The following is a 26,589-nucleotide window of genomic DNA, read 5'->3' as shown; positions in this document are numbered from 1 at the left end:
GTATAAAAAAGAGCTATCTTTAAATTAAAAGAATTAATTTACAAATTAAGATAGCTCTTTTTTCATGTAAAATTCACAACAATGATATAAAATATAAGTAATGTAGGAAATTTCAAATAAAATAGAAAGGATTGATAGAATGAACTCGTCAATACTTGTAATTGAAGATGATTCAAATATACAAGAATTAATATCAGAATTTTTAAGTGCAGAAGGTTATCAAGTTGATACAGCCAATGATGGGTTGGAAGGTATACAAAAGTTTAAACAAGGAAGTTATGATTTAGTTATATTAGATATAATGATGCCAAATCTAGATGGTTATGGGGTTTGTAAAATGATAAGAAAATCATCAAGTGTTCCAATTATATTTTTGACTGCTTTGAATGATGAAGGGGACCAACTTAAAGGCTTTGACCTAGAATGTGATGATTATATAACAAAGCCATTTTCATTTAATCTTCTTATAAAAAGAGTAGAAGCTATTTTGAGAAGAAGTAACAAAACTATAAATGATAAATTTATAGTATTTGAAAAATTAAAGCTAGATTTAAACACATATATAGCTGAGATAGATGGAGAACCTATAGAGCTTACACTAAAAGAGTTTAATATATTGAAAGCTCTAATAGAAAAATATCCACAGGTTATAACTAGAGAAGGTCTTTTAGATAGTATATGGGGTTATGACTATTATGGAGATACTAGGATTGTAGATGCACATATAAAAAATATAAGAAAAAAAATATCATTACCATATATTAAAACTGTAAAAGGGATAGGATATACACTTGAGAAGGATATTTGATAAGTGGGAAAAGTTAAGCATAAAGTATAAGTTATTTTCTATAACGACATCATTATTAATAGCATTAGCTTTAATAATATATCTAATTTTATATTTTTTATTGCCATCATATTATCATGAGTATAAAATTGAGTCTCTTCAAGAAAGTTTAAAGTCTTTAGTAGATAGTTCAATTCATTTTGATACGTATACTCTAGAAGAAAGACTTTATTATATGGCTAAAGACCAAAATCTTGCTATTTTATTAAAAGATAGTCAAGGAAAAATCGTATATGGTAAAAATGAAGTAGTTATTTTAAGATACAGTAAGTACATGATTAATAGCATTGAGGATGAATATAGAACATCTATACCTATATATACTAAAGATGCAAAAGATGGGCCATATACTTTGGAACTCGTTATGCCATTACAGCCAATTGATGAAGCAAACGAAGTTATAAGAAAGTTAATGCCATACATCATATCAATAGCGATATTAATAGCAATTATTGGAGCCTATATATATTCGATTGTAATAACAAAACCTCTGATAAATATAATAGAGAGTGAGAGAGAACAAGAATATAGGAGAAAGGATTTTGTCGCCACAATATCACATGAACTAAAAACTCCAATAACCATAATAAGTGGTCAAATTGAAGGGATGATTTATAGTGTAGGTAAGTATAAAGATAGGGATACTTATCTGAAAAAATCATATGAATGTACACAAGAATTAAAAGATTTAGTAAATGAAATGATAGAAGTTTCAAAATCAGAGATACTTGAAAAAGATTTGAAGCTTGTATCAATAAATATAAGCGAACTTTTAAATAGATTGGTAAAAAGACAAGTATTTTTAATAGAAGAAAAACATATGAAAACTATTTTAAAAATAGAGGAAAATCTAGAAGTAAAAGCAGACCAAGAAAGAATAACTAAGGCAATTAATAATATAATAAATAATGCCATAAAATATTCTCCTGAAGGTTCAGAGCTTATAATTAGACTTTATGATAAAAATAAACGTATAAATAAAAAGACTTCTAATCAAAGGGTAATTTTAGAAATTGAAAATACTGGTGTAACTATAGAGAAACGTTATTTAGAAGAAATATTTAATCCGTTTTATAGAATAGAAAAATCTCGTTCACGAAAAACTGGAGGAAGTGGACTTGGACTTTATATAGTCAGTCAAATTTTTAAAAGTCATGGATTTGATTATAGTATAAAAAATAAAGAAAACTCTGTAGTATTTACAGTCGAATTTAAAAATTGATTTGTTTGAATAAATAATATAGAAGTTTCAATAATAGTTCATTCTAAAATCATAAAAAATTCATACTAAAAATGTATTATATAAATATAAATAAAAAAAGTTTTAAACCATAAAATACACCAAACTATAATGATGAGATTTTATTACATCCTCCATATAAGTCATCATTATAGTAATCCCAACAATTAAGTTATTGTGAATTTAGAAAATAACATCGAGCATATAGTTTATGTTTGATGTTATTTTTATTTTGAAACAAGAAATATTTAATCTATCGAAATTTATATATTTAAGCACTATTAAATTACATTTAATGACTTAAAAATTATAAGTGATATTGCAAATAAATATATGTACTTTGGGAAAAATAAATATAGAAAATATTATATTTACAGAGGAGGTAGTTTTGATGGATAGATTAAAAAGAGACATGAAAAACATGAAAGAAGATATAAAAGACGGTGTTAAAAAGACAGCTTATGTAATGAAGAATACTGCTGAGGATTTAAAAGATGATGCACAAGGTGCTATGGTAAACTTAGAAATGAAAAAAGACGAAATGATGGAAAGATACGAGCAAAAAAAATTTGCTAAAGAAATAGAAAAGCAAATGAAAGATGAAATGAAATAAGATTTATATATAGTGTATAATAGTATTAAATTGTTTGTTAAAGAAATAGACTTTCTAAAAATAACTGTATTAGATTTAGAAAGTCTATTTCAAATTAGTTTTAACCACTAAATTCAATTGTAAAATAATTATTAGAAAATTAGGTTTTTTAAGCTTCTTTATAAAATAATAATTTATATTTATAAGTAAATCTATAAAGTGTGTAATTGAGTTTATAAAACATTTACATTAAATTCGGATAAAGTGTTTACTATATCAGGAGTAGGAGATTTTTCTGTAATTATAGAACTAATATCTTCTAAGTGAGCAAATTTAAAGTTTCCATCAAATTTAAATTTTTTATCTTCCATAACTATAAATACTTTCTTACTTGAATTTATTATAGCTTTTTTTGTAAGCCCATCTTCAATTTCAAAAGTTGTAAGTGAAGAGTTAAATACATCCACACCACAACTACCCATAAAGGTCTTGTCAAATTTATATTTTGATATAAAGTCTATAGTTGGAGTGCCAACAAATCCATCAAGACTAAGATTTAATAAACCTCCAGTAGAGATTATATTTAAATTATTTGGTCTTGAAGTAACTACATTTAGTATGTCCAACATATTTGTCACTAGTGTCACCTTTTTATTACTTTCAGCTAGAAGTTTTGCCAGTAAAATATTAATTGTAGAGATGTCTAAAAATATAGTTTCTCTATCTGTAATTAGATTAAATGCTTTCTCTGCTATTATTTTCTTTGTTGGAATGTTGATTTCTTTTCTATCTTTTGTATCTTGGTTTTCTAAGGTTTCTCTGGCTAATACAGCTCCACCATAAATTCTTCGTATTGAAGAGATTTTTTCTATATTTTTTAAGTCTTTTCTTATACAATCTTCTGTAACGTTAAATTTAGAACTGAGTTCTTTTACAGTAACTCTACCTTCTTTTTTTAGGATATTTAATATAGCTTGAATCCTTTCTTCTGCAAACATTTTTTACCTCTTTTCCTAATGTAGTATTATAGTAAATATTATAAGATAAAATACCATATATCAACTATTTTAACATGGAATACAAAATTAATTTAATATAAAAAGTATATTTTTGATAATTATATATTTAGAATTTAATAAATAAAGAGATTATAAAATTAAAAAGAAAAGTAAAACAATAATAAAAAAGAAAAAACAATAACAAAATTATTGAAAATAATACCAAATCAATATATAATAAGAATAAATAAAAACTAAAGGGGGATATTTTAATGCAACTAATCTTAGATACAGGTAATGTAGAGGAGATTAAGGAATTATGTACTTGTTTACCAATAGATGGTGTAACTACAAATCCAAGTATTGTCTCAAAAGAAAAAAAGAATTTTAAGCAACTCATAAATGAGATTGGTGAAATTATAGGTGAGGATATGCCTATACATGCTCAAGTGTTAAGTAAAAAGTATGAAGAAATATTAGAAGAGGCATTATATATAAGTAGTTTGAGAAAAAACATATATGTAAAAATACCTGTAACACAAGATGGTTTAAGAGCTATAAAAGACCTTCATAAAAAAGGGATAAAAATAACTGCTACTGCAATATTTACAGCACATCAAGGTTTTTTGGCTGCAAAAGCTGGAGCAAACTATATCGCGCCTTATGTAAATAGACTTGATAATATATCTGGCGATGGAGTATCTATGGTTTCAGAGCTTATAAAAATAATAGATACATATAAAATGGACACAAAAGTACTTGCTGCAAGTTTTAAAAATGCACAACAAGTTATAGAATTAATGCAAAATGGAGTACATAGTGTTACAGTACCATACGATATTTGTAAGGCTATGATGAATCATCCATTGACAGACTGGAGTGTAGATAAGTTTATAGAAGATTGGGAGAATACTTTTGGAAAAGGTAGTAAAACAAATAATATCTAGCATTATAATTAAAAAGTGGTTTTATGCCTAATTATGCAAGTAGACTTGTATTAAAAGATGAAAATATGAATTATTTTTAATAATTTAAGCTATTATTTTAAGTTAATTCATATTTTCATCTTTTTAGATTTCTAAACCTATGAATCTCCACCAGGGGAATGTCACACATATTATTATAAAATAAGTTAAAGGAATTAAAGTTAAACCATACTTAAAAATAACCTTGCTATTATACAGATTTTCACCGTGTCCAACCATTATTGTTGCATGATGGAATGGTAGTATGTATTGTATACTTACTATGATATAGACAAATAGGCATAATGTAATGCTATTTTCTTTTAGTATGTGCAAACTTCCAAGCAATGGTATTACCACAGATGATGTAGTAACAGCGCTTCCAAGACATATATTCAATACTATTGTTAGAGTTATTAAAAATAAGATTGAAATAATTTCTGAAGAGTGTGGTATAAACTTTATCAAATAATTTCCCATTATATCTACAACTCCAGAGTACTTTAATACTCCTCCAATTGAAAATGCCGCTACGAAAAAAATAAGGACTTTCCAGTTTATTTCTTTTAAAGTATTGAATCCAATTATTTTTCTTAATAATAAAAGAAGTACACAAATTGACATTATGATTAGAGTGTTTATGTTATGTATAAACTGGGTCAAAAACATAAAAAACATTATTCCTAGGCATAAAAAAGTGTATTTTTGTTCCTTATTCAATAAATTAAACTCCATTTTAAAATTAGAATATGAAAATTGAAATTTATTAGAATCAAGATTTTTGTTAGAAACAAATTCTATTGAAGATAATTCTTTTTTAAAAATAAAAATAAATAAAAAATAAGTTACAAGACAAGTAATTATAGTTGGAACAGACATATAAAAAGCCCATTGACCCCAATTTATATTACAGTTTCCAAGTTCTAATACAACGTAGTTTAAAAGGGTATCTCCATTTATAAAAAACATAGATGTAAAGGTAGATGCTATAAATATGCTAAATAAAAGTATAGATTTTGAATCTTCAGTTATTTTTTGTTCTTTTAAAAACTCTTTGTAAAAAGCTGATACCAAAATGACCCTTGGGAATGGTTGTGGAATAAAAAATATTAACAAGATACCTAAAATATATGATAAAAGAATCATTTTTTTAGGAGTGTTAACAATATTTAAAATTAATTTTTCAGAAATAATCCTTGCAACACCTGTCTTTGTAACTGCATTAGTAATTATGTAGGCAAGGACTATTATATAAAAATTTTCTGTAAATAAAAATTGTAAAATTACATTTAAGGGTGCAATGTTAAAAATAAATGCTAGAATTACGAAAAATAATGCAACTACAGTTTTTTCAACAGAGTCTATAGCCCAAATTAAGATGGTTAAAAAAGATAAGCATATAGAAAATTTTATATTAAAACTGTAATTAAGAGAAAAGTACAGAATTATTGTAGCTATAATAGTCATATAAAATTTTTTTGGCTTAAGAATAATACCCATTTTTATATTCACCTCCATAATTTATTATATCATAATGGAGGTAAATACATTTTATCAAAAGATTATTCATTGATTATATGATTTACAATAACTTTAATTTTTTAATACCCTTTATGGCATATAGTTAAATTCTTCACTTTGTTTTTTAAAAATAAAAAATTTATCAATTCATTATAATATAATCTTAGAGTAAGCTTTATATTTCAACTATAAATAAATTGTATTAAAATATCATATATTTTTCGAAAATGTAAAGAATATAATTATAATCGGGATAAGAGAAATTAATACTTAATATAATCGAATATTAATACAAAATCAGTATAATATATACGTATATATTGACAAAATTAATTATATAAATTAAAATAATATTCGTAAAGAAAAAATAATGTTTTGGATTGTATAACATATAATTTTGACAATATGGGTCATAAGTTTCTACCGGAATACCGTAAATATTCTGACTATGTATACTATTATTTAGTTAATTAAATATTTAATTAACTGAATTATGAAGGATACGGCTCAGCTTATCAATTACTGTGTCGTTTTTTTGTAAAATTTAATAGGAGGTGTTGTTATGCAAACAACAAACAGTAGTACCATGCAGAAACTTTTTCCAATTTTGACTAATAAAAATGTTGATATGAAAAAAGAAGTCATTGCAGGAGTAACTACTTTTTTAACTATGGCTTATATAATAGCTGTAAATCCAAATATTTTATCTGAGACAGGTATGCCAGCTGGTGCACTTGTTACAGGGACATGTTTAGCAGCAGCATTTGGATGTATTTTAATGGGTGTAGTTGCAAATCTTCCTTTTGCTTTGGCATCAGGTATGGGTCTTAATGCATTTTTTGCATACACAGTAGTTTTACAAATGGGTGTTCCTTGGGAAGTGGCTCTTACAGCAGTGTTTGTAGAAGGTATTATTTTTATAGTTTTATCAGTAAGTGGAGTTCGTGAGGCTGTTGTAAATGCAATACCAAAAAATATGAAATTAGCTGTTACAGGTGGTATTGGTATATTTATTGCACTTATAGGTTTAGTAAATAGCGGAATTGTTATTGGAGATCAAGCTACTCTTATCAAAATGGGTAGATTTACACCAGCAGTAATAATAACTTGTATAGGATTAATAATTATTGCTGTATTAGATAAAAAAAGAGTTAAAGGTTCTATACTTTTTGGAATAGTAGTAAGTTCATTACTTGCTTGGGGATTTGCTTTTATGAATCCAGAGTATGCACAAAAACTAGGGATATATTTACCTGGTGGAGTATTTAAATTTGAAAGTTTAGCACCAATAGCAGGTAAAATAGATTTAGGATATGTATTACATCCAACGAATATAGGTGGATTTTTAGTAGTAGTTTGCACATTTTTATTTGTTGATTTCTTTGATACAGTTGGTACATTAGTAGGTGTTTGTTCTAAAGCAAACATGCTAGATGAAAAAGGAAATGTTCCTAATGTAGGAAGAGCTTTACTTACAGACGCAGTTGCAACTACAGTAGGTGCAGGACTTGGAGTGTCTACAGTTACAACTTATGTTGAAAGTTCAACAGGAGTTATTGCAGGTGGAAGAACTGGATGGACAGCAGTTACAGTTGGGATTTTATTCTTAGCTGCAATGTTTTTCTCTCCTGTATTTATAGCAATTCCATCATGTGCTACAGCACCAGCTTTAATATATGTTGGATATTTAATGCTTGGTACAGTTAAGGATATAGAGTTTGACAATATAACTGAAGGTGTTCCAGCATTTGTTACTATTGCTTGTATGGCATTAACTTATAGTATAGGTGATGGTTTAACTTTAGGTATATTAACTTATGTTTTCGTAAATGTATTTTACAATATATTTGGAACTAAAAAAGCAGAAGATAAGAAGCATGTTTCTATAGTAATGATTGTCTTGGCTATATTATTTATAATAAAACTTTGGCTTTTATAATGAATATTATTTAAAAAATTAATTTAATAAAATAAAGAGCTGTAATTTCTAACATGTTTTAATGAGAAATTACAGCTCTTTTGTATTTGTTAAATTATTTAACTGTATCTATTAGCTTTCCATTTTGTAAAATTTTAGGCACAATTGTTATATTAAATTCTTTTTGTAAATCCTTTATCACATCTAATTCTTGTTTTGTTATTATTGAGATTGTGTTACCATCTCGATTCCCTCTAGCAGTTCGGCCGCATCTATGCAAGTATTCATTTTTACTTTTTGGAAAATCTAAATTAAAAACATGACTTACATCTACTATATCTAGTCCACGAGCAGATAAATCAGTTGTAATTAAAATTTTTGCTTTTCCAAGTTTAAATTTATTTATTGCATTTTTTCTATCTTCTTTTGCCATGTTTCCAAAGATTCCAATTGCCTTATAATTATGATAATTTAGTTTTGATACTAGGACTTCTATATTTTTTTCGTTGTTTACAAATACAATTGCTCTTTTTGGATTTGTGGCAGCTAATGTTTTTCTAAGAAAATTAAATTTATCCCTTATTTCACCTAATAAATATGAGTGATTTATATTAGGATTTATTTGTGACTTTTCTTTCGTTTTTATTATTTCAAATTCTTTCATAATTTTATCACAAATTTTTATAGTATTATCAGTAAGGCTTGCAGAACATCCTATAATCTGTCTATCCCTTAATGTAGTTCTTATTATATCTTCTATACAAGTTATATTTTTTCCATTCAATAGATTGTCTACTTCATCTAAGACGATAGTTTTTATATTATGTGATTTTAATTTCTTTTGTTTTATTAAGTCTAAAACTCTTCCACAAGAACCAATTACTATATGTGGTTTTATTGTTTTTATGTTTTTTATTTGCTTTTGTATATTTACTTCCCCAATTAAAGCTAAAGAAGTTAAAGGAATTTCTGAGTTTTTAGCTAATAATTCAACTTGGTTTGTAATCTGCATTACTAGTTCATGTGTAGGTGCAAGTATAAGTGCTTGTGTCTCTCTTTTTGATGTATCAATTTTTTCACATATAGGTAGAAGATATGCCAGTGTTTTTCCTGTTCCAGTCTGAGAATTAATCAATAAATCTTTATTTTGTATTATATTTTCTATAGCAAGTGACTGAACTTCTGTTGGAGAAGTTATGTCTTGTTTTTTAAGCCCATCTATCAAAGTAGAACTTATTTTTAATTGTTCAAATGTATTCATGTTTTGCTCCTTCTATTTAATCATTAATATTATTATAGTCAACTATTTTTTATTATACATTGTTTAAGCAAATCGAACTATATATTCTTTTATAATTATGTGTAATTTAGAAGTAAATATAATTTATATTTCCATATTTCTAATGGTTTTGTATTTTCTAAACTTTAAAAATAAACAAATAAAAGTTGTAATTATTTGATAGTTGTTATATATTATATATAACAACTATCAAAACTATAATATGGAGGGAAATTATGTTAAAGGTAATCAATGTATCTAAATCATATAAAAATAAGAAAGTAGTAAATAATATTTCATTTGATGTAAATGATGGAGAGCTTTTTGGGTTTATAGGTCATAATGGTGCAGGTAAAACTACTACCATTAAGGCAATTGTTGGGATACACGATTTTGAAGAGGGAGAGGTGCTTGTAAATTCTAAGTCGATAAAAAAACAACCTGTTGAATGTAAAAAAGAAATGGCATATATACCTGATAATCCGGATTTATATGAATCATTAACTGGTGTACAATATCTTAATTTTATAGCAGACATATTTGAAGTTGATAAAAATAAAAGAGAAGAGTTAATAAAATATTATTCAAATAAGTTTGAACTTAATAAAGCATTAGGAGATTTAATATCTTCATATTCACATGGTATGAAACAAAAATTAGCCATAATTTCAGCTTTAATACATAATCCAAAAATTTTAATTCTTGATGAACCTTTTGTAGGTCTTGACCCAAAGGCATCGTTTATATTGAAAGAGATTATGAAAGAATTCTGTGCAAAAGGTGGTTGTATATTTTTCTCAACACATGTTTTAGAAGTTGCCGAAAAAATTTGTGATAAGATTGCCATAATAAAGGATGGAAATATAATTGCTTATGGAAGCACAGAAGAAGTTAAAGGAAGTAATTCACTTGAAAGTATTTTTTTGGAGTTAATAGAAAAATAAATTGTTTTTTATACAATATAGTGTCTAAAGTGAGGAATGATAAAACATGAACAATCTAAGTATATTAATAAAAACTAATATAATAAATGAATTTAAATTGAATACTTTAAAAAAAGCAGATGGAAGAGAAAAACAAAAAATAATGGGAATGGTATTTTCAATTGTTATTATAGCAGGGTTGCTAATTTTTTATGTAACTAGCTTAAGTCTTTCTCTAGTTGATATTTTGAAACAGATAAATCAAATGGAAATGTTACTAATATTTGGGTTTGGACTGTCAACATTAACAACCATCGTTACATCATTATACAAAACTTCATCATATCTATTTCAAGCAAAAGATTTAGATCTCTTGACTAGTTTACCTATAAAAGAATCTACTATACTAGCAAGTAAAATATTGATGTTGATTGGAGCAAACTATTTATTTTCTTCAGTATGTATGATTATACCAGCAGTAGTTTATTTTTTTAATTCTGATGTAAGTATAACTTATTTTCCTTATTTAATATTATTATTTTTAGCTTTGCCTCTATTACCAATAGTTGCATCATCAATAATTTTTTTATTTATAGGGCAGATATCATCAAAAATAAAATATAAAAATTTAGTATTAATCATAGGTAGTGTAATATTGCTTTTACTTTATACTCTATTTATGTCAAGACTGAATTCTATATCAGCTGAAATGTTAAAGAATAGTGTATCTATTTCAGAAACTATTAGAAAAATATATCCACCTACATATTATTTTGTTGATGCTCTTAAAACAGGAAGTATAATTTCTTTTTTAGCATTTATATCGATATCAATAATACCATTTTTTATGTTTATAACTTTATTTGCTAAAAGATTTAAAAATATAAATTCTAAAATGCGTGAAAGTTATAAGTCAAAAAGTTATGAGTTTAAGAGTCAAAAAATTTCAAGACCATCAAAAGCTCTATTAAAAAAGGAGTTTAAAAGATATTCTTCTTCATTCATTTACTTTTTAAATTCATCTGTTGGTCTGTTATTTCTAATAGTAGGTACAATTTTAATATTACTATTTGGGGCAGATAAAATGGCTGAATTGCTAAAAATGAATATTGATTTTAGTCTCATAAAAATACAGTTATTAGGAGTGTTCTTCTTTATAATGGTAATGAATTGTACAACATATTGTTCGATTTCTTTTGAAGGAAAAAATTTATGGATATTAAAATCTTCTCCAATAGATGAGAAAGAAATATTCTGGTCAAAAATATTGATGAATTTTTTATTGAATGCACCATTATCTATTTTGTGTTTGATATTAGTGTCTATAAAATTAGATTTTGAAGTCCAATTTATTATTGTATCAATTTGTTTACTTACAACTTTTTCAATGTTTGTAGCTTTGATGGGGTTATTAACAAATCTATTATATCCAAATCTTGATTGGAAAAATGAAGTTGCAGTTGTAAAGAGAAGTGCAAGTATGATAGTTACAATGTTAGCATCATTAATATATATAGTTGTACTTGGAGGTATATATATATTAATGGGAATTTCATTTTTAAATATGTATATTGTTTTAGCAAGTGTGCTTACATTAATACTAGATTTTATGATATGGAGAATTATTTCTACTAAAGGAGTAAAAATTTTTAAAAGTTTATAGATGTATTTGTGTCAAATAGAGACTTATTTTTTTTAGTATTGCAAAGAATATGTTAAGTAGTATACTATGATATAGTGATATGAAAAAATTTAGGAGAAAATAAATGAGAAAACTATCCAAAAAAGAAAAAGATTTTATTCAATATGGATTTTTGCTATTTTTGATATGTATTACTACTTATTTAGTGTTAACCACTTTAGATATAAAAATGATACCTAAAATTATAAGAATGGTAAATAAGGCTTATATATTCTTTGGAATATTAATAATACTAGTATATATGCTAATTGAAGCTATTGTAACTCATTTGATAATAAATGCAGTTCAGAAAACAAAAGTAAAATTTATTGGTATAAAAATGGCTACAATGGGATTTTACTATAACTTAGTTACTCCATTTGCATCTGGGAGTCAACCAATGCAAATATATGCACTTACAAAATATGATGTGAGCCTTAGCAAATCAGTAGCTATAGTTACTAACAAGACAGTGGTGTTTCAAAGTACAGTTACCATGTTTTGTGGAATTTTAATTTTACTAAATAAGCCGTTATTAATGCAACAAATACATTCTGTTAGAGTTTTGATAACGGTCGGGATGATTATGAATGTAAGTATGTTGTTAGGTGGACTACTAATAGTATTTAGTCCAAAACAAGTAAAAATGGTAGCAGAAATTTTGATTAATTTTTTATCTAAATTTAAGACATTTAAATTCTTAGATTCAAAACGTGATAGAGTAAATCATTATATTGATGATTATAATTACTCTATAAAAATATTTATTAAAAATGTGAGAGTTTTAATTTTAAGTATATTACTTACTGTGTTGCAACTAATAGCGTATTTTAGTATAGTCTATTGTGTGTATAAAGCTTCAAATCTAAAAGGAGTATCATACATACATATAATGACACTACAAGTGTTTTTGTATATGGCAATATCGCCAGTACCAACACCAGGAAATGTTGGAGCGAATGAAGTTACATTCTTTACTATGTTTTCAAAAATAATTCCCAAGGAATTATTGGGGTATTCAGTACTATTATATAGTGGATTTGTATACTATTTTATATTAATAGTCTCGGGGATATTTACGTTTAGGACACATTATACCTTAAATAATTGGAAAAAAGAAGAAGAAGTAAGTTCTAATTTAGAGGAAGTTATTGAAAAATTTAATTAGTAAAATAATTAGGGAAATTCTAGATACGAATATAGTGTTAAATAAGCTATATTATATTGAGAAATTTCCCTTTTTTGATTAAAACTATAGAAATTTGAAATAATAAGTAATAAATAGAAAAATTTATATTGTTTTGAAAGGATAAAATATGAAAAAAGATAAAAAAGATAAAAATAGAAGTAATATTTTTAGTACGAAAAAAAATCTTCATAACAAGCTTGAAATTGCTGAAGAATTACATCCAAGTAAAAATATAGGAAGTATGCTTGGATATAGGATAGATAAGAAAAAAATGAATAAACCAAGTTAATGAAAATGTTGAAAATAGTACGTTTTAAAAAAAATATATAATGAAATGTTTTATTGTTAAATTTAAAGTTATTTTAATAAGAAAAAAAGTCGAAAAATATCTAAAAAAGATATATGTATAGATAGTATTAATATATATATATTATAAACTTGACAAAATCAACCTTTTAATAACTGGTAAAAAATATTAAAATTATAGAAGCGTTATTTAATTATCAAAAATGAAGGTTAAGTTGCAGGAAGGAAAAAATATGATTGATAACATTTATTTGTGTGCTATAATTATATAGTAAAACGAATAAATGAGTATGTCATATAATGCATGCATATTGGGAGGAGAGACTGACATGGAATCATCTATACACACAATTGCCAGTAATAATTTATTGGTGATTTTTGCTGTTGTAAGTATAACTGGAATAATTTGTAGCAAGCTTAGCGAAATATTGAAAGTTCCTGATGTTGTACTATTTTTACTTGTAGGAATTCTAATAGGACCATCATTTTTAAAATTTATAGATATTCGCGGATTTCAAATAGAAAATCAATTAATACTTACATTTGGTTCTGCATTTATCTTATACTTAGGTGGAAAAGAAATAAGTTTAAAAGTGTTGAGAAATGTAAAGATATCTGTATTCTTACTAGCTACTTTAGGAGTTGTGATATCTGCTTTTATAATGCAACAAGTAATAAGCTTTGCTTTTGGAATAAGTGCGATGACTGCTTTACTAGCAGGAACTATAATAGCATCAACAGACCCAGCTACTCTTGTACCTATATTTAATCAAGTAAAAATAAAGGATAGAGTAAAACAAACTGTAATAAGTGAATCAGCTTTTAATGATGCAACAGGAGCTATATTAACATCAGCAGTGTTAGCTGTAATTTTATCAAATAAATTTTCATTAAGTGAAAATATTTATGAATTAGGGACAATGGTTATTGTCGGAGTTGTGATTGGTTTAATTACAGGAATACTGCTTTTGAAATTGGTTAATGATAAACCATATGGAATATTCAAAGATTTTGCACCAATAATATCTGTTATTTCAGTTGTTGTTGCATATGAATTATCTACAAAGTTAGGTGGAAGTGGATACATGTCTTGCTTTATTGTAGGTATAATAACTGGTAATAAGAAAAACTTTAGAATTTGGTTAAGTCAAAAATCTTATGATGCAGATTTCTATGTTGCTGAAACTTTAGGTACTATTTGTCGTATGGCAATATTTATAATATTAGGTAGCCAAGTTAATTTAGCTCAATTAGGCCAATATTTTGTACCATCTGTAATTACAGTACTAGTATTAATGTTTATAGCAAGACCACTTTGTGTTTTAGTTTGTACACTTGTGGATAGAGAAGCAAAATGGAGTAAAAATGAAATGTTATTTATGATGTGGGTAAGGGAAACTGGAGTAATACCAGCTGCACTTTGTGGTATCATTTCAGCAATGAAAGTTCCTGGATACGAAGTAATTTCATCAGTAGTATTTATGACTATACTAATCACGTTAGTAATACAAGGAAGTACTACAAAATTGGTAGCTAAAAAACTTGGATTATTAGAAGAAGAAGTGATAAATATAAGTGAAAAAGTATCAACTTTTTAAAATTTCACTTTAAATAATACATAATAATGGCTATTTTAAAATTATCTAATGATAATTGTTGAAATAGTCATTTTTTATGTAGAAGTAATTTACAGAATTTACATATTGGATATATTTATTATCAAAATTTGTTGAAGCTATGATATAATTAGTTGTATTTAAAATAAGAATAGCAAATAAGGGAGGAAATTTATGTTTACGGTTATGGATATTGTACAGCCAGATACAGTAGAAGAAGCGTACTCAATTTTAAATAAAAGAAAAACTAATCAAGTGATTGGTGGAAGTGCTTTTTTAAGAATGGGGAAAAAAAGAATAGGTACAGGGATAGAATTATCTAATTTAAACTTAGACTATATAAAAGAAGATGAAGATTATATAGAGATTGGCTCTATGACTACTTTTAGAACCTTAGAGACAAGTCAAATAGTCAAAAAAAATTTTGGAGATATAATAGAAGATTCAGTTAAAGATATAATAGGAATTCAGTTTAGAAATGTAGTAACGGTTGGAGCTACAGTATTCTCTAAATATGGTTTTTCTGACTTGATAGTAGCATTGCTTTCATTAGACACAGAAGTAGAATTATATAAAGCTGGAAGGATTAGTCTGGAAGAGTTTCTTAATAGAGAGTATGAGAAAGATTTACTAATTAAGGTATATATAAAGAAAACAAATAAAAATGCTTCTTATAAATCACTAAGAAATGCAAAGAGTGATTATCCTCTCCTAAATGTATCTGTATCAAAACACATGGGAAAATTTAAATTATGTGTAGGTGCAAGACCTCAAAAAGCTACGATTGCGAAACAAGCTAGTGAATTCCTATCTAATAATGAAGTTAATGAAGTTAATATAGATAAAGCAATAGAAATTGCGTCAGAAGAATTAACTTTTGGTTCTAATATGAGAGCATCTAGGGATTATAGAAAAGCTATGAGTAAAGTACTTTTAAAAAGAGCTATAATGGAGGTTATTTAATGTTAGTGAAACTTAATATAAATGGAAAGAAAAAAAGTGTAGATATAGAGCCAGAAGAATATTTAGTTGACACTTTAAGGAAAGTTGGTAATTTAAGTGTAAAAAGAGGTTGTGACACAGGATGTTGTGGTCTCTGTACAGTTTTAATTGATAAGAAACCTACATTATCTTGTGCAACATTGACATTGAGAGCTTTAAATAAAGAAATAACTACAATTGAAGGTTTAGAAGATGAAGTTAGAGAGTTTAGCGAAGTTTTGGTAAAAGAAGGTGCTGAGCAGTGCGGATTCTGTTCTCCTGGTTTTATACTTACTGTACTTGCAATGAAAGATGAGCTTGAAAATCCTACAGATGAAGAAATAAAACATTATCTGACAGGAAATCTATGCAGATGTACAGGATATATGGGACAGTTAAGAGCTATCAAAACTTATCTGGAGGTAAAGTAGAACATGAATATAGTTGGAAAAGGAATCAAAAAAATAGATGGAATGAGTATTACAACAGGTAAACCTGTGTATACAGATGATTTATCAGCAAAAGATGCTTTGGTGGTAAAGATACTTAGAAGTCCTCATGCTTATGCAAAAATAAAAGATATAGATACATCAAAGGCAGAAATGGTTGATGGTGTTGAATGTGTTTTAACATATAAAGATGTACCAAAATCTAGATTTACACTTGCTGGTCAAACATATCCAGAACCATCTCCATATGATAGATTAATTCTTGAAGATGTTGTTAGGTATGTAGGTGATGAAGTAGCTATAGTTGCTGCTGTGGATGAAAAAACAGCAATTAAGGCAATGAATCTTATCAAGGTAAAGTATGAAGTACTTACTCCTGTTTTGGATTTTGAAAAAGCAATAGGGAATAAAGTTGTAGTTCATGATGAGGATAGACATTGTAACTTTGACATAGGTATGCAGAGAGAAAATAATATAGTATCACATCATGATTATACTAAAGGTGATATGGACAAAGTACTAAGTAATTGTGATATAGTAATTGAAGAAACTTATTATACTCAAGCACAAGCGCACGCAATGATGGAGACATATAGAGCATACAATTATTTAGACCACACTGGTAGATTGGTTGTAGTAAGTTCAACTCAAATACCATTTCACGTTAAAAGACATTTGTCTCGTGCATTAGAGCTACCAGCTAGTAAAATTAGAGTGATAAAACCTAGAATTGGTGGTGGATTTGGCGGAAAACAAACTGCATGTGTGGAGATTTTCTCGGCAATTGTAACTTTAAAAACAGGTAAACCAGCTAAAATAATTTATGATAGAAAAGAAACTTTTAATTGTTCAACAAGTAGACATGCGATGAGATTGAAGGTTAGACTAGGTGCTACTAATGATGGAATAATAAAAGCTATAGATATAAATGCGCTTTCTGATACAGGTGCATATGGAGAGCATGCCTCTACAACTATTGGTTTGGTTGGAGAAAAAACTTTACCAATGTATAATAAAGTTGAAGCAACAAGATTCATTGCAGATGTAGTATATACTAATAAAATGCCAGCAGGAGCACTTAGAGGTTATGGAGCTTCTCAAGGATGCTTTGCTGTTGAATCAACTATAAATATGCTTGCTGATAAATTAAAAATGGACCCAACAGATTTAAGGTTAAAAAACGTAGTAACACAAGGTGAGACTACATTTGCATATGGAAAAACTTTAAATAGTGTGGATTTAGTAAAATGTATAAATAAGGGTAAAGAGCTTATTGGATGGGATGAAAAATATCCTTGTAAACATCTTGAGAATGGAAAGATTAGAAGTGTTGGTATGGGAATTACTATGCAAGGTTCTGGTATACAAGGTCTTGACAAGTCTTCAGCTGAAATTAAATTGAATGACTGTGGAGATTATACACTTATGATAGGTTCTACTGATATGGGTACAGGAAGTGACACAATCCTAGCCCAAATGGCTGCTGAAGTACTTGAAACGAGTATCGAAAATATAACAGTCATATCGGCTGATACTGACTTAGTTCCATATGACCCAGGTTCATATGCTTCAAGTACTACTTATGTAACAGGTATGGCAGTAGTTAAAGCTGCTCAAGACTTAAGAGCAAAAATAATTTCTGCTGGAGCTACTAAACTAGGTGTTGATATAGATGAAGTAGAATTTGATGGTGTAAACTTAACTAGTAAAAAAGGTAGCACATTATTATTTGATATAGCAGTGGATTCTACAATTGGGCCTGACACTAATCAATTGATAGGTCTTGCTTCTCATGGTAGTCCAGTATCACCACCACCTTTTATAGCTGGTTTTGCAGAAACTGAAATAGATAAAGAAACTGGGAAGGTTGATTTAGTAAATTATGTGGCTATAGTAGACTGTGGAACAGTTATAAATAAAAATCTAGCTAAGATACAAGTTGAAGGTGGAATTGTTCAAGGGATTGGAATGGCCTTATTTGAAGAAGTTAGATACACAGAAAAAGGTAGTATGGATACGAATACATTTATGCAATATAAGATTCCGGCTAGATGTGATATTGGAAATGTAGAAGTAGATTTTGTTGAAACTTATGAACCAACAGGGCCATTTGGTGCTAAGTCAGTTGGAGAAGTTGTTATAAATACACCTTTGCCAGCTGTACAAGAAGCTGTATTTAATGGGGTTGGTGTGAGAATAAATACACTTCCTATTACGCCTGAAAAAGTATTCATGGCAATGAATAAATAATTATTTATGAAGATTTTAGACTAGTTTTACATGTTAAACAACCAGTTATGTCATACCTGTTGAAAGATATTTAATAAGTAGTTATTATAATATTATGAATTTTACTTATAAAATATAAAATTAACTAAGGGGATGATGTTTTGGCTGGAAATCTAAATAACATAAGAGCAGTAAATAATTTTAGAGGAGATAAAAACATTTTAGAATGTTTAGTCAGCTTTGAGGGTCGTTCGATAAGTCAGAGAAAAGTAAGAGTGTTCTTTAAAGAAAAACAAAATCAAATAGAAATTGACTTTGCAGAAGAGGAAATTTCTAAACTTGTTGAAAATGTAGTTTTAAATACATCATATCAAGAAATGTTGTATGATGAGATAGAAAAACAACTAGAAATTGATTGCATAGGTACTTGGATGATATTATCTAAATTAAAAGATAGCAGAGTTCATTGATTTTGACATAAATTATTAGAGCCTAATTTTAAGGCTCTTTTTTAATGTTTTTATAGAATAATAGAAAATTAAATTTGAATTTGTATACGATAATTATAACATATATTTAAAATATAGATATTTGAGTTTATATGTATCATATTGTATAATATAAATTGAATTAATAAAATAGTTCGTTAAAATAATTTGTTTATATAAAATAACTGTTTAAGTTTATAGAATTTGTATAAAATAAAGTTATATTATTAATTTTTAGCAATAAAATTTTTACTAGGAGACAGATATGAGAAGAAAGAGTATTAATATAGCATTAACAGCGGTTGTTACAGCAATTTATGCTGTTTTAACTCTGTCATTGGGATTTATAAGTTATGGACCAATACAATTTAGAATAGCAGAGATTATGATGCTCTTAGCATTTTTAGATAAAGGATACATAGTAGGTCTTACATTAGGATGCTTTTTAGCAAATGTTATAGGACCATATGGTGTACCTGATATAGTATTTGGGACATTAGCTACATTTATAAGTGGGAGTTTGATTTATTTTACTAGAAAGATAGGTGGACAAAGTAAAGGCACACTGATTATAGCTTCTATATGGCCAACTATCGTAAATGCAGTTGTAGTTGGATTGATGTTAAACATATTTTTTGGACTTCCTTTGATTTTATCTATGATACAGGTAGGTTTTGGAGAATTTGTGGTTGTGACAGTAGTTGGAGTACCATTTTTCAGTTTCTTAATGAAAAAATACAAGAATGTCATCGATATTAAATTTTAAAAAATAAATTATCATTTCATAGATTAAGATTAGTATTAATAATAAGGGGGATTTTATTTGTCAAAGATAAAAAGATTAACTGATGTTTGGACATATATTAATGATAAACAGAAGTTTACAATTAAAGAGTTGTCAGAAGAGTTTAATCTTTCGACTAAAACTATTCAACGATACTTGACAGAATTAAATGAAATGGGACTTCCAATTCAGACAGAGAAGGGTAGGAATGGAGGATATAGGGTTTTAAATAATAGTTATATACCTCCTGTTGTATTTACAGAAATAGAAGTCATGTCCATCTTCTTTGCTCTTAAGTCACTTCAAATTTATAGGTCGATGTTAATAGATAAAGAAATTGATTCTATAATAAGAAAAATAAGTTATGAGCGTAAAAGCAGTATAAAAGAAGGAATAGATAATATAAAAAGTTATATTGAGTTTATACCTAATGAAGGAATGTATAAAAGTAGTGATATAGTTGAAATTTTTAGAGCTTCATCAGAGTCTTGTATTTTAAATATTAAATATAAGTCTGGAAATCAATTACATGAAAAAAATGTATGTCCTATAGGTATATTTTTAAAGAAGTGTGTGTGGTTTACACCTGTGTATGATTATGAGAGTGATAAGATTATATTAATTTGTATGGAAAATGTAATTGAATTTAAAAGGATAGGAAATAGCAAAAAGAAAAATATAAGTTTGAAAGAGTGGATAGACACAGTATATATGGAAGCATATGAAAATATGCAATTTGCTAAAGAATTTGATGAAAATACTAAACTATGTGTACTATTGACTGAAGAAGGTGTATTGAAACTAAAGAATGATTCTTATGATTTAGATATAAAGATGAATGAAGATGGAAGTGGTATAATTGATACATTTATAAAGCATGATGAAATAGATTGGTATGTATCTACTTTATTTTCAATAGGACAAGAGGCAAGGGTGGTAGAGCCGAAATTTATAAATAAGTTGCTTTATGACAAGGCTAAGGAGTTAAAATATTTTTTTGAAGAAAATATGTTATAATATTTAAAAATGTTAAAACTAAATAATCATTAAGGAGAAATGTATTATAATGGAAGATTTTAATAAGAATGCTAAGATAATTGGTATTGGGACTGAAGGTATCAATATAATAAATGAAATAGAAGAAAAAATAAAAGAAAATGTAGACATAGAAAGAATCAATATAAATCAAGAAGTTGAGAAAGAATATGTAAGAAGTCTTTTAGACGGAGTAGACATATTATTTTTAGCCTATTCAACTGAAGATAAACAAAGTAGAGAAATTATAAAAGCTATTTCATATATGTCAAATGAAAGAAGAATTTTATCTATAGGAATGAATTGTTCTGATAAGGAAAATAAAGAAGATTTGGAACTTGGAAGAGAATTTAAAATCAATAGAGAGAGTATTTTTAAATTTGTTGATTTGATGAATATTATGATAGAGTCTATTTCAGATTCTTGTATGATAAATATAGATATAACTGACTTAAAAGAAGCGATTATAGGAGATAAAGGAATTAAGTATTCTTTTGAAGAATTTGAAGATACAAAAGAATATAGTAAAATGGCTAACACTTTATTTGAGAGAATGGAATATCTTGGTGAAGAATTTGTAAATAAAAAAGGCATTGTATTTGTTGAAGGAAATATGGATTTTTCTCTAGTAGAATTGAATGATTTAATAAATAATATTCAAAGTAAGATAGAAGAAAAATATGAAGTGATATTCTCTTTATACTTAAAAGAAAATTTAGGTGGAAAGATTAAAGTTGCTTTATTGTATAATTAGCATATTTTAGATATTAAGGAGAAAGATATGTCTGAAAATATAAGGATTGCAGAGTATTGGTTAATGGAAGAATTTTTTTATCAAGAAACAGATACACCACAAGTTTTTAGAGAAGAAAGTATAATTGCACTTGGTTTTGATATAAAAATAAATCTAAAAAAAGTATTCAATATGGGAAAAAAGTCAGAAAAATATATCAATGAGAACTGTAATGACAAAGATTTTATAAAAAAGTTTATGTCAATTAAAAAAGGAGATTATTTTTTATATAAGGCATATCAAAATATAGAAGAAAAAATTAAATGTAGTGTATCTATTGGTATAGTTGATGAAAGTTTTGAAGATGGTTATGAATTAAGTCATATTTTGGGGCATACATTGCCAGTGAAATGGATGCACAACTTTGATGCAGTTTCAAGTTGCAAAGTATATACAAGTGAGTTTTATAAATTAAGTAATAATGATATTAGTTCATATTTAGAAATCATTAAGTTACAAGATAAGAAATCATTGAGAAAAATGATAGAAGAAAGTGACAATAATAAATGGTATCTAAAAAACTATTATTATAAAAATGTAGATGAATGTATAGACAATGAAGAATTATTTATTCAACCGACTAACCTAGAGCAATTAGAATATCTTAAAAACATAAATACAGATGATTATATTTTGTTATATAATAGTGAGAAAGTAATCTGTGAAAATGACCATACAATGAAGAGTGTATTTGGTGTATGTCAAGTTATGGAAGGCTTCGATATAGAAAAAATAAGTATCTTAGAGGGAGGATATTTTTTACCTGTTAAGTGGATAGAGTATGAAAAAGAGAATATAGATGGAAATGCTTGGGTCGTATTTGAAAATAATAGTCTAGTTGAGAAGTATATAAAAAGGTTTACTAATAAAATGCCTTTAAATACTATACTTTATGGTCCACCAGGAACTGGTAAAACATATAATGCAAAACAAGAAGTTTGTAATTTGATAAATGGAACTAGTTTAAAAGATAGAGATTACATAAGTAATACAAATTATAAAAATAATGTAGAATTTTGTACATTTCATCAATCATATGGATATGAGGAATTTATAGAAGGACTAAAGTCTGATGGTGAAGGTAATTTTAAACCAGAGGATGGAATATTAAAAGATATATCTATAGAAGCATGTTATGATGCATTGAAGTTTGAAAAAAAGTTGAATCTTGAGTTGGAAAAAGAGTATTTGACTTTAGAAGAGATAAAAACTAGAAAAAAGAAGTTGATATTAGAAAATATAGAATCTAGTGACAGTTTTAATTTTGAAGAATCAGAAAACTATGTTTTAATAATAGATGAAATCAATAGAGGAAATATATCTAAAATATTTGGTGAGTTAATAACATTACTTGAAGAAGATAAAAGACTCACTAAATCAAATCAAACTATTGTAAAATTACCATACTCAAAAGAAAAATTTTCTTTACCTCCCAATTTGTATATAGTTGGAACTATGAATACGTCAGATAAATCAATAGCACTCTTAGATATAGCTTTGAGAAGAAGATTTAATTTTGAAGAAATTATGCCAGATTATGATTTATTGCCTATTGTAGATGGTATAGATATTAAAAATATGCTATATACAATTAATAAAAGGATAGAGTTTTTATATGATAGAGACCATGTAATTGGACAAGCTTACTTACTTGATGTAGATAATATTGATGATATAGTGTCAGTATTTAGAAGTAAAATAATACCACTTCTTCAAGAGTATTTTTATTATGATTCAGAAAAAGTAGGTCTTATTTTAGGTGGTATAGGAAAAGATGAAAAAGATAAATATATTGTTTATAAAGAAGAACTTATAGCTTCTGAATTATTTAAAAAAAATAATACCTCTGTGATTGAAAATAAAGTTAACTATTGTATAAAGCGAAACATATCTAGTGAGGAGTTAAAAAATATATATGAGTAAAAATATATATGTTAAAGAAACTTACGAATGGATAAGGGTTGGTAATGGTGAAAATGAGCTTACAGAAATTGAATATGAAAAATTGCTTAAATATATAGATAATAATAATGATGTATTAAAGAGCAATATAATAGATATTAAGTATAAAAAACTTAGATTCATAAACTATGTAGGTGTTATATGTTTTGAAAATGTAATACTTGAAGTGCTTCCAAAACTGTCATTAAGTGATAATCTTGCAAAAGATAGAGAAATGTTATTACAGATGCTTTCTATATGTAATAAAATTCCAATTATAATGAATGAAAGCATAAGATTAAGTTTGAAAAATTATAACCTTTTAAATTTCTTTGTCATGTATTTTATTGAAAATATGCAAACACAAATTAAAAGAGGCATTCACTTTGAATATATAAATAAAATAGAAAATTCAAATGTTATAAGAGGTAAAATATTGTTGAGTACATATGCAAGAGAAAGAGGAATTTCTCCAGTGAAAATAAAATGTGAGTATGATGAATATAGTGAAAATAATTTCTTGAATCAAGTTCTTAAAAAAGCATGTATATCTATTTTATATAGAATAAATGATAATTTAATTCAAAGTAAGATTAAAAAAATTTTAAGCTATTTTCAAAATGTAGACTTAATTTATGTAGACAAAGAAAAACTATTAGATTATAAATTTTATAAAAACAATGATAGATTTAAAGACTGTTACTTACTAGCTAGACTCATACTTTTAAATTTATCGATGGATAATAGTCAAAACAATCAAGAAGCATTTTCTATATTATTTGAAATAAATACTTTATATGAAGAATATATAGGTGTCTTAATAAAAAATATATGGGACAATTCATCTAGAGAAACTTATATACAAGATAAGAGTAAATTTCTCTTAAAAAATGAACAAACAGGAAAGAAAAATTTTAATTTAAGACCAGATATAGTATTATACGATTTAAAAAACGAATATGAAATTATAATTGATTAAAAAATAGCTACGCACACTCGTGACTTTAGTCGTGAGTTAGTAGCTAAAATAGTCAGCATATAGGGAAACTTATATGTAGAGATAGGATAGAACCTATCCAATACTACCTGAATTGCTGGAAACCCCTAAAGCTAACCAAACTAAAACATAAGGCTGAAATAAACCTAAGTGTGAGAGTTACGAAAGTAGAAAAAATTGGTTAGATGGTATAAGGTTAAACCCTAAGTACTTTAAAATGGGCAATCAGCAGGTAAGCTCCTAAGTAGGAGAAACTTCAACGACTATTCCTCTTGAGGGAAGTACACTACAAGCTATTGGTAGTGGAAGTGGGTAGACCTTAACGGATAATGCCGAAGGATAAGATATAGTCTGTGCTTGCATGAAAGTGTAAGAAGTTCATAAGAGAACTGCATAGGTAGTAGCGAACCTATGTGAACGACAACCTCAAAAATGATAAAAGTTAGAACTTACGGTTCTTACATATGTTATTTAAAAATAAATATAAAACCTTCAAAAAACTTGTTTTAAAAAATTGTACTTGTTAATATTAGAGTGGATAATGAAAAATGGAAGTGACTTGGATATGTATATTTAGTAAAATACCATATAGTATGGTGTGTAAAATATGGACATCTAGTATTAACATAATCATAAAAAACAAGTAAAGTGAGGTGATAGTAGTGGAAAAAGCTTATAAATTTAGAATGTATCCAAATAAAAAACAGCAAGAGTTAATTAACAAAACTTTTGGATGTTGTAGATTTGTATATAATAAGTATCTTGCTAAAAAAATAGAAGTTTATGAAAATAATAAAGAAACTTTTACTTATAAACAGTGCAGTTCTGATTTGACCAATTTAAAAAAAGAATTAGAGTGGCTTAAAGAACCTGATAAATTTTCACTACAAAACACCTTAAAAGATTTAGAAAACGCATATAAAAAATTCTTTAAAGAAAATGCAGGATTTCCTAAATTTAAATCAAAGAAAACTAATAGATTTTCATATAGAACTAACTTTACAAATGGAAATATTATGTACTATAGTCAATATATAAAATTACCTAAACTTGGTATGGTTAAAGTAAGGGATAAACAAGTACCTCAAGGGAGAATACTTAATGCTACTATATCCAAAGAACCAAGTGGTAAATATTATGTATCATTATGTTGTACTGATATAGATATTGAAGCATTTGAAAATACTAATAATCAGATAGGCTTAGATTTAGGAATTAAAGAATTTTGTATCTCAAGTTGTGGACAATTTATAGAAAATCCTAAGTATCTTCTAAAGTCATTAAACAAACTTGCCAAATTACAAAGAGAACTATCGAGAAAAACAATTGGTAGTTTAAATAGAAATAAAGCAAGATTAAAAGTTGCAAGACTTCAAGAACATATAGCTAATCAAAGGAAGGATTTTCTACAAAAACTATCTACTAAATTAATACGAGAGAATGATATTATTTGCATAGAGGATTTACAAGTAAAGAATATGGCTAGAAATAGTAAACTATCTCGATTAATTTCTGATGTGTCATGGTCAGAATTTATTCGTCAATTAGAATATAAGGCTAATTGGTATGGTAGACAAATTGTAAAGGTAGGTAGATTCTTTGCAAGTTCACAAATATGCAATAAATGTGGGTACAAAAACGAGGAAGTGAAGAATTTAAGTATAAGAGAATGGATTTGTCCTTGTTGTAATGTAACTCACGATAGAGACATAAATGCGAGTATAAATATACTAAAAGAAGGATTAAGACTAATAACAGTTTAAAATAGATAACTTATGTAAGAACCGTAGGAACTACGGGGATAGCCTGTGGAGAAT

The 26,589-nt window shown here is 26.7% G+C and carries 23 protein-coding genes and 1 riboswitch; of the genes, 20 read left to right on the top strand and 3 right to left on the bottom strand.

Annotated features, from left to right (window positions below):
- The first annotated feature begins 139 nt into the window (after positions 1–139).
- The 3 genes from ACTG46_RS11560 to ACTG46_RS11550 all read left to right on the top strand — a co-directional run bounded on the left by ACTG46_RS11560 (position 140) and on the right by ACTG46_RS11550 (position 2,700).
- Entirely contained in the window at positions 140–808 is a 669-nt protein-coding gene (locus ACTG46_RS11560; protein WP_003424455.1) for a response regulator transcription factor, read from the top strand.
- On the top strand, positions 792–2,069 hold the full coding sequence (locus ACTG46_RS11555; RefSeq protein WP_054270578.1) for a sensor histidine kinase: 1,278 nt from the start codon (positions 792–794) through the stop codon (positions 2,067–2,069). The genes ACTG46_RS11560 and ACTG46_RS11555 overlap by 17 nt, the downstream gene beginning before the upstream one ends.
- 409 nt (positions 2,070–2,478) lie before the next feature.
- Complete coding sequence (locus ACTG46_RS11550; protein WP_054270577.1) at positions 2,479–2,700, top strand: hypothetical protein; 222 nt, start codon at positions 2,479–2,481, stop codon at positions 2,698–2,700.
- 212 nt (positions 2,701–2,912) lie between these two features.
- Here the strand turns inward: ACTG46_RS11550 and ACTG46_RS11545 are convergent, their stop codons facing one another.
- Positions 2,913–3,677 (bottom strand): DeoR/GlpR family DNA-binding transcription regulator, encoded by a 765-nt coding sequence (locus ACTG46_RS11545; RefSeq protein WP_054270576.1) that lies wholly within the window; start codon positions 3,675–3,677, stop codon positions 2,913–2,915.
- A 272-nt stretch (positions 3,678–3,949) separates the two neighbouring features.
- Here ACTG46_RS11545 and fsa point away from each other — a divergent pair, with 272 nt between their 5' ends.
- A complete protein-coding gene (gene fsa / locus ACTG46_RS11540; protein ID WP_054276903.1) occupies positions 3,950–4,624 on the top strand; it encodes a fructose-6-phosphate aldolase in 675 nt (224 codons plus the stop codon).
- A 123-nt stretch (positions 4,625–4,747) separates the two neighbouring features.
- On the opposite strand, the gene ACTG46_RS11535 is transcribed toward fsa, so the two are convergent.
- Positions 4,748–6,142: an SLC13 family permease gene (locus ACTG46_RS11535; RefSeq protein ID WP_479922848.1), complete on the bottom strand. Its 1,395-nt coding sequence runs from the start codon at positions 6,140–6,142 to the stop codon at positions 4,748–4,750.
- 387 nt (positions 6,143–6,529) lie between these two features.
- A riboswitch (purine riboswitch) is annotated at positions 6,530–6,632 on the top strand.
- A 93-nt stretch (positions 6,633–6,725) separates the two neighbouring features.
- Between ACTG46_RS11535 and ACTG46_RS11530 the strand changes: the two genes are divergently transcribed.
- A complete protein-coding gene (locus ACTG46_RS11530) occupies positions 6,726–8,102 on the top strand; it encodes an NCS2 family permease (protein ID WP_054270573.1) in 1,377 nt (458 codons plus the stop codon).
- A gap of 94 nt (positions 8,103–8,196) precedes the next feature.
- Here the strand turns inward: ACTG46_RS11530 and ACTG46_RS11525 are convergent, their stop codons facing one another.
- Positions 8,197–9,342, bottom strand: coding sequence for a DEAD/DEAH box helicase (locus ACTG46_RS11525; RefSeq protein WP_054270572.1), 1,146 nt, complete (start codon positions 9,340–9,342; stop codon positions 8,197–8,199).
- Positions 9,343–9,596: 254 nt separating this feature from the next.
- Between ACTG46_RS11525 and ACTG46_RS11520 the strand changes: the two genes are divergently transcribed.
- The 15 genes from ACTG46_RS11520 to tnpB all read left to right on the top strand — a co-directional run bounded on the left by ACTG46_RS11520 (position 9,597) and on the right by tnpB (position 26,535).
- Complete coding sequence (locus ACTG46_RS11520; RefSeq protein WP_054270571.1) at positions 9,597–10,304, top strand: ABC transporter ATP-binding protein; 708 nt, start codon at positions 9,597–9,599, stop codon at positions 10,302–10,304.
- Positions 10,305–10,350: 46 nt separating this feature from the next.
- On the top strand, positions 10,351–11,946 hold the full coding sequence (locus tag ACTG46_RS11515) for a putative ABC transporter permease subunit (protein WP_479922847.1): 1,596 nt from the start codon (positions 10,351–10,353) through the stop codon (positions 11,944–11,946).
- 103 nt (positions 11,947–12,049) lie between these two features.
- A complete protein-coding gene (locus ACTG46_RS11510) occupies positions 12,050–13,132 on the top strand; it encodes a lysylphosphatidylglycerol synthase transmembrane domain-containing protein (protein ID WP_479922846.1) in 1,083 nt (360 codons plus the stop codon).
- A 148-nt stretch (positions 13,133–13,280) separates the two neighbouring features.
- Entirely contained in the window at positions 13,281–13,442 is a 162-nt protein-coding gene (locus ACTG46_RS11505) for a hypothetical protein (RefSeq protein ID WP_054270568.1), read from the top strand.
- A gap of 346 nt (positions 13,443–13,788) precedes the next feature.
- Positions 13,789–15,057, top strand: a complete 1,269-nt coding sequence (locus ACTG46_RS11500; RefSeq protein WP_054270567.1) for a cation:proton antiporter — start codon at positions 13,789–13,791, stop codon at positions 15,055–15,057.
- 192 nt (positions 15,058–15,249) lie between these two features.
- Positions 15,250–16,038: an FAD binding domain-containing protein gene (locus ACTG46_RS11495; RefSeq protein ID WP_223195792.1), complete on the top strand. Its 789-nt coding sequence runs from the start codon at positions 15,250–15,252 to the stop codon at positions 16,036–16,038.
- Positions 16,038–16,487: a (2Fe-2S)-binding protein gene (locus tag ACTG46_RS11490; RefSeq protein ID WP_054270565.1), complete on the top strand. Its 450-nt coding sequence runs from the start codon at positions 16,038–16,040 to the stop codon at positions 16,485–16,487. Before ACTG46_RS11495 ends, ACTG46_RS11490 begins: the two co-directional genes overlap by 1 nt.
- Before the next feature lie 3 nt (positions 16,488–16,490).
- Positions 16,491–18,755 carry a xanthine dehydrogenase family protein molybdopterin-binding subunit gene (locus ACTG46_RS11485; protein WP_407815017.1) on the top strand — a complete coding sequence of 755 codons (2,265 nt, stop codon included), beginning with the start codon at positions 16,491–16,493 and terminating at the stop codon, positions 18,753–18,755.
- Between the two features lie 140 nt (positions 18,756–18,895).
- Positions 18,896–19,204 carry a hypothetical protein gene (locus ACTG46_RS11480; RefSeq protein WP_054270563.1) on the top strand — a complete coding sequence of 103 codons (309 nt, stop codon included), beginning with the start codon at positions 18,896–18,898 and terminating at the stop codon, positions 19,202–19,204.
- A 283-nt stretch (positions 19,205–19,487) separates the two neighbouring features.
- Positions 19,488–19,988, top strand: coding sequence for a QueT transporter family protein (locus ACTG46_RS11475; protein ID WP_054276895.1), 501 nt, complete (start codon positions 19,488–19,490; stop codon positions 19,986–19,988).
- Between the two features lie 57 nt (positions 19,989–20,045).
- The gene (locus tag ACTG46_RS11470) at positions 20,046–21,023 is read left to right on the top strand and encodes a helix-turn-helix transcriptional regulator (protein WP_284182024.1); all 978 of its coding nucleotides are present in this window, start codon (positions 20,046–20,048) and stop codon (positions 21,021–21,023) included.
- Positions 21,024–21,072: 49 nt separating this feature from the next.
- The gene (locus ACTG46_RS11465; RefSeq protein WP_407815018.1) at positions 21,073–21,795 is read left to right on the top strand and encodes an FtsZ/tubulin family protein; all 723 of its coding nucleotides are present in this window, start codon (positions 21,073–21,075) and stop codon (positions 21,793–21,795) included.
- Between the two features lie 27 nt (positions 21,796–21,822).
- On the top strand, positions 21,823–23,757 hold the full coding sequence (locus ACTG46_RS11460) for an McrB family protein (RefSeq protein WP_479922845.1): 1,935 nt from the start codon (positions 21,823–21,825) through the stop codon (positions 23,755–23,757).
- Entirely contained in the window at positions 23,750–24,754 is a 1,005-nt protein-coding gene (locus tag ACTG46_RS11455; protein ID WP_479922844.1) for a 5-methylcytosine restriction system specificity protein McrC, read from the top strand. The genes ACTG46_RS11460 and ACTG46_RS11455 overlap by 8 nt, the downstream gene beginning before the upstream one ends.
- A 671-nt stretch (positions 24,755–25,425) precedes the next feature.
- On the top strand, positions 25,426–26,535 hold the full coding sequence (tnpB, locus tag ACTG46_RS11450; protein WP_479922843.1) for an IS200/IS605 family element RNA-guided endonuclease TnpB: 1,110 nt from the start codon (positions 25,426–25,428) through the stop codon (positions 26,533–26,535).
- Positions 26,536–26,589 lie beyond the last annotated feature (54 nt).

This window comes from Clostridioides sp. LIBA-7678 (assembly GCF_056716065.1).
Note: the sequence above shows the minus strand (reverse complement) of the source record. Positions and strands in the feature narration are given on the sequence as shown.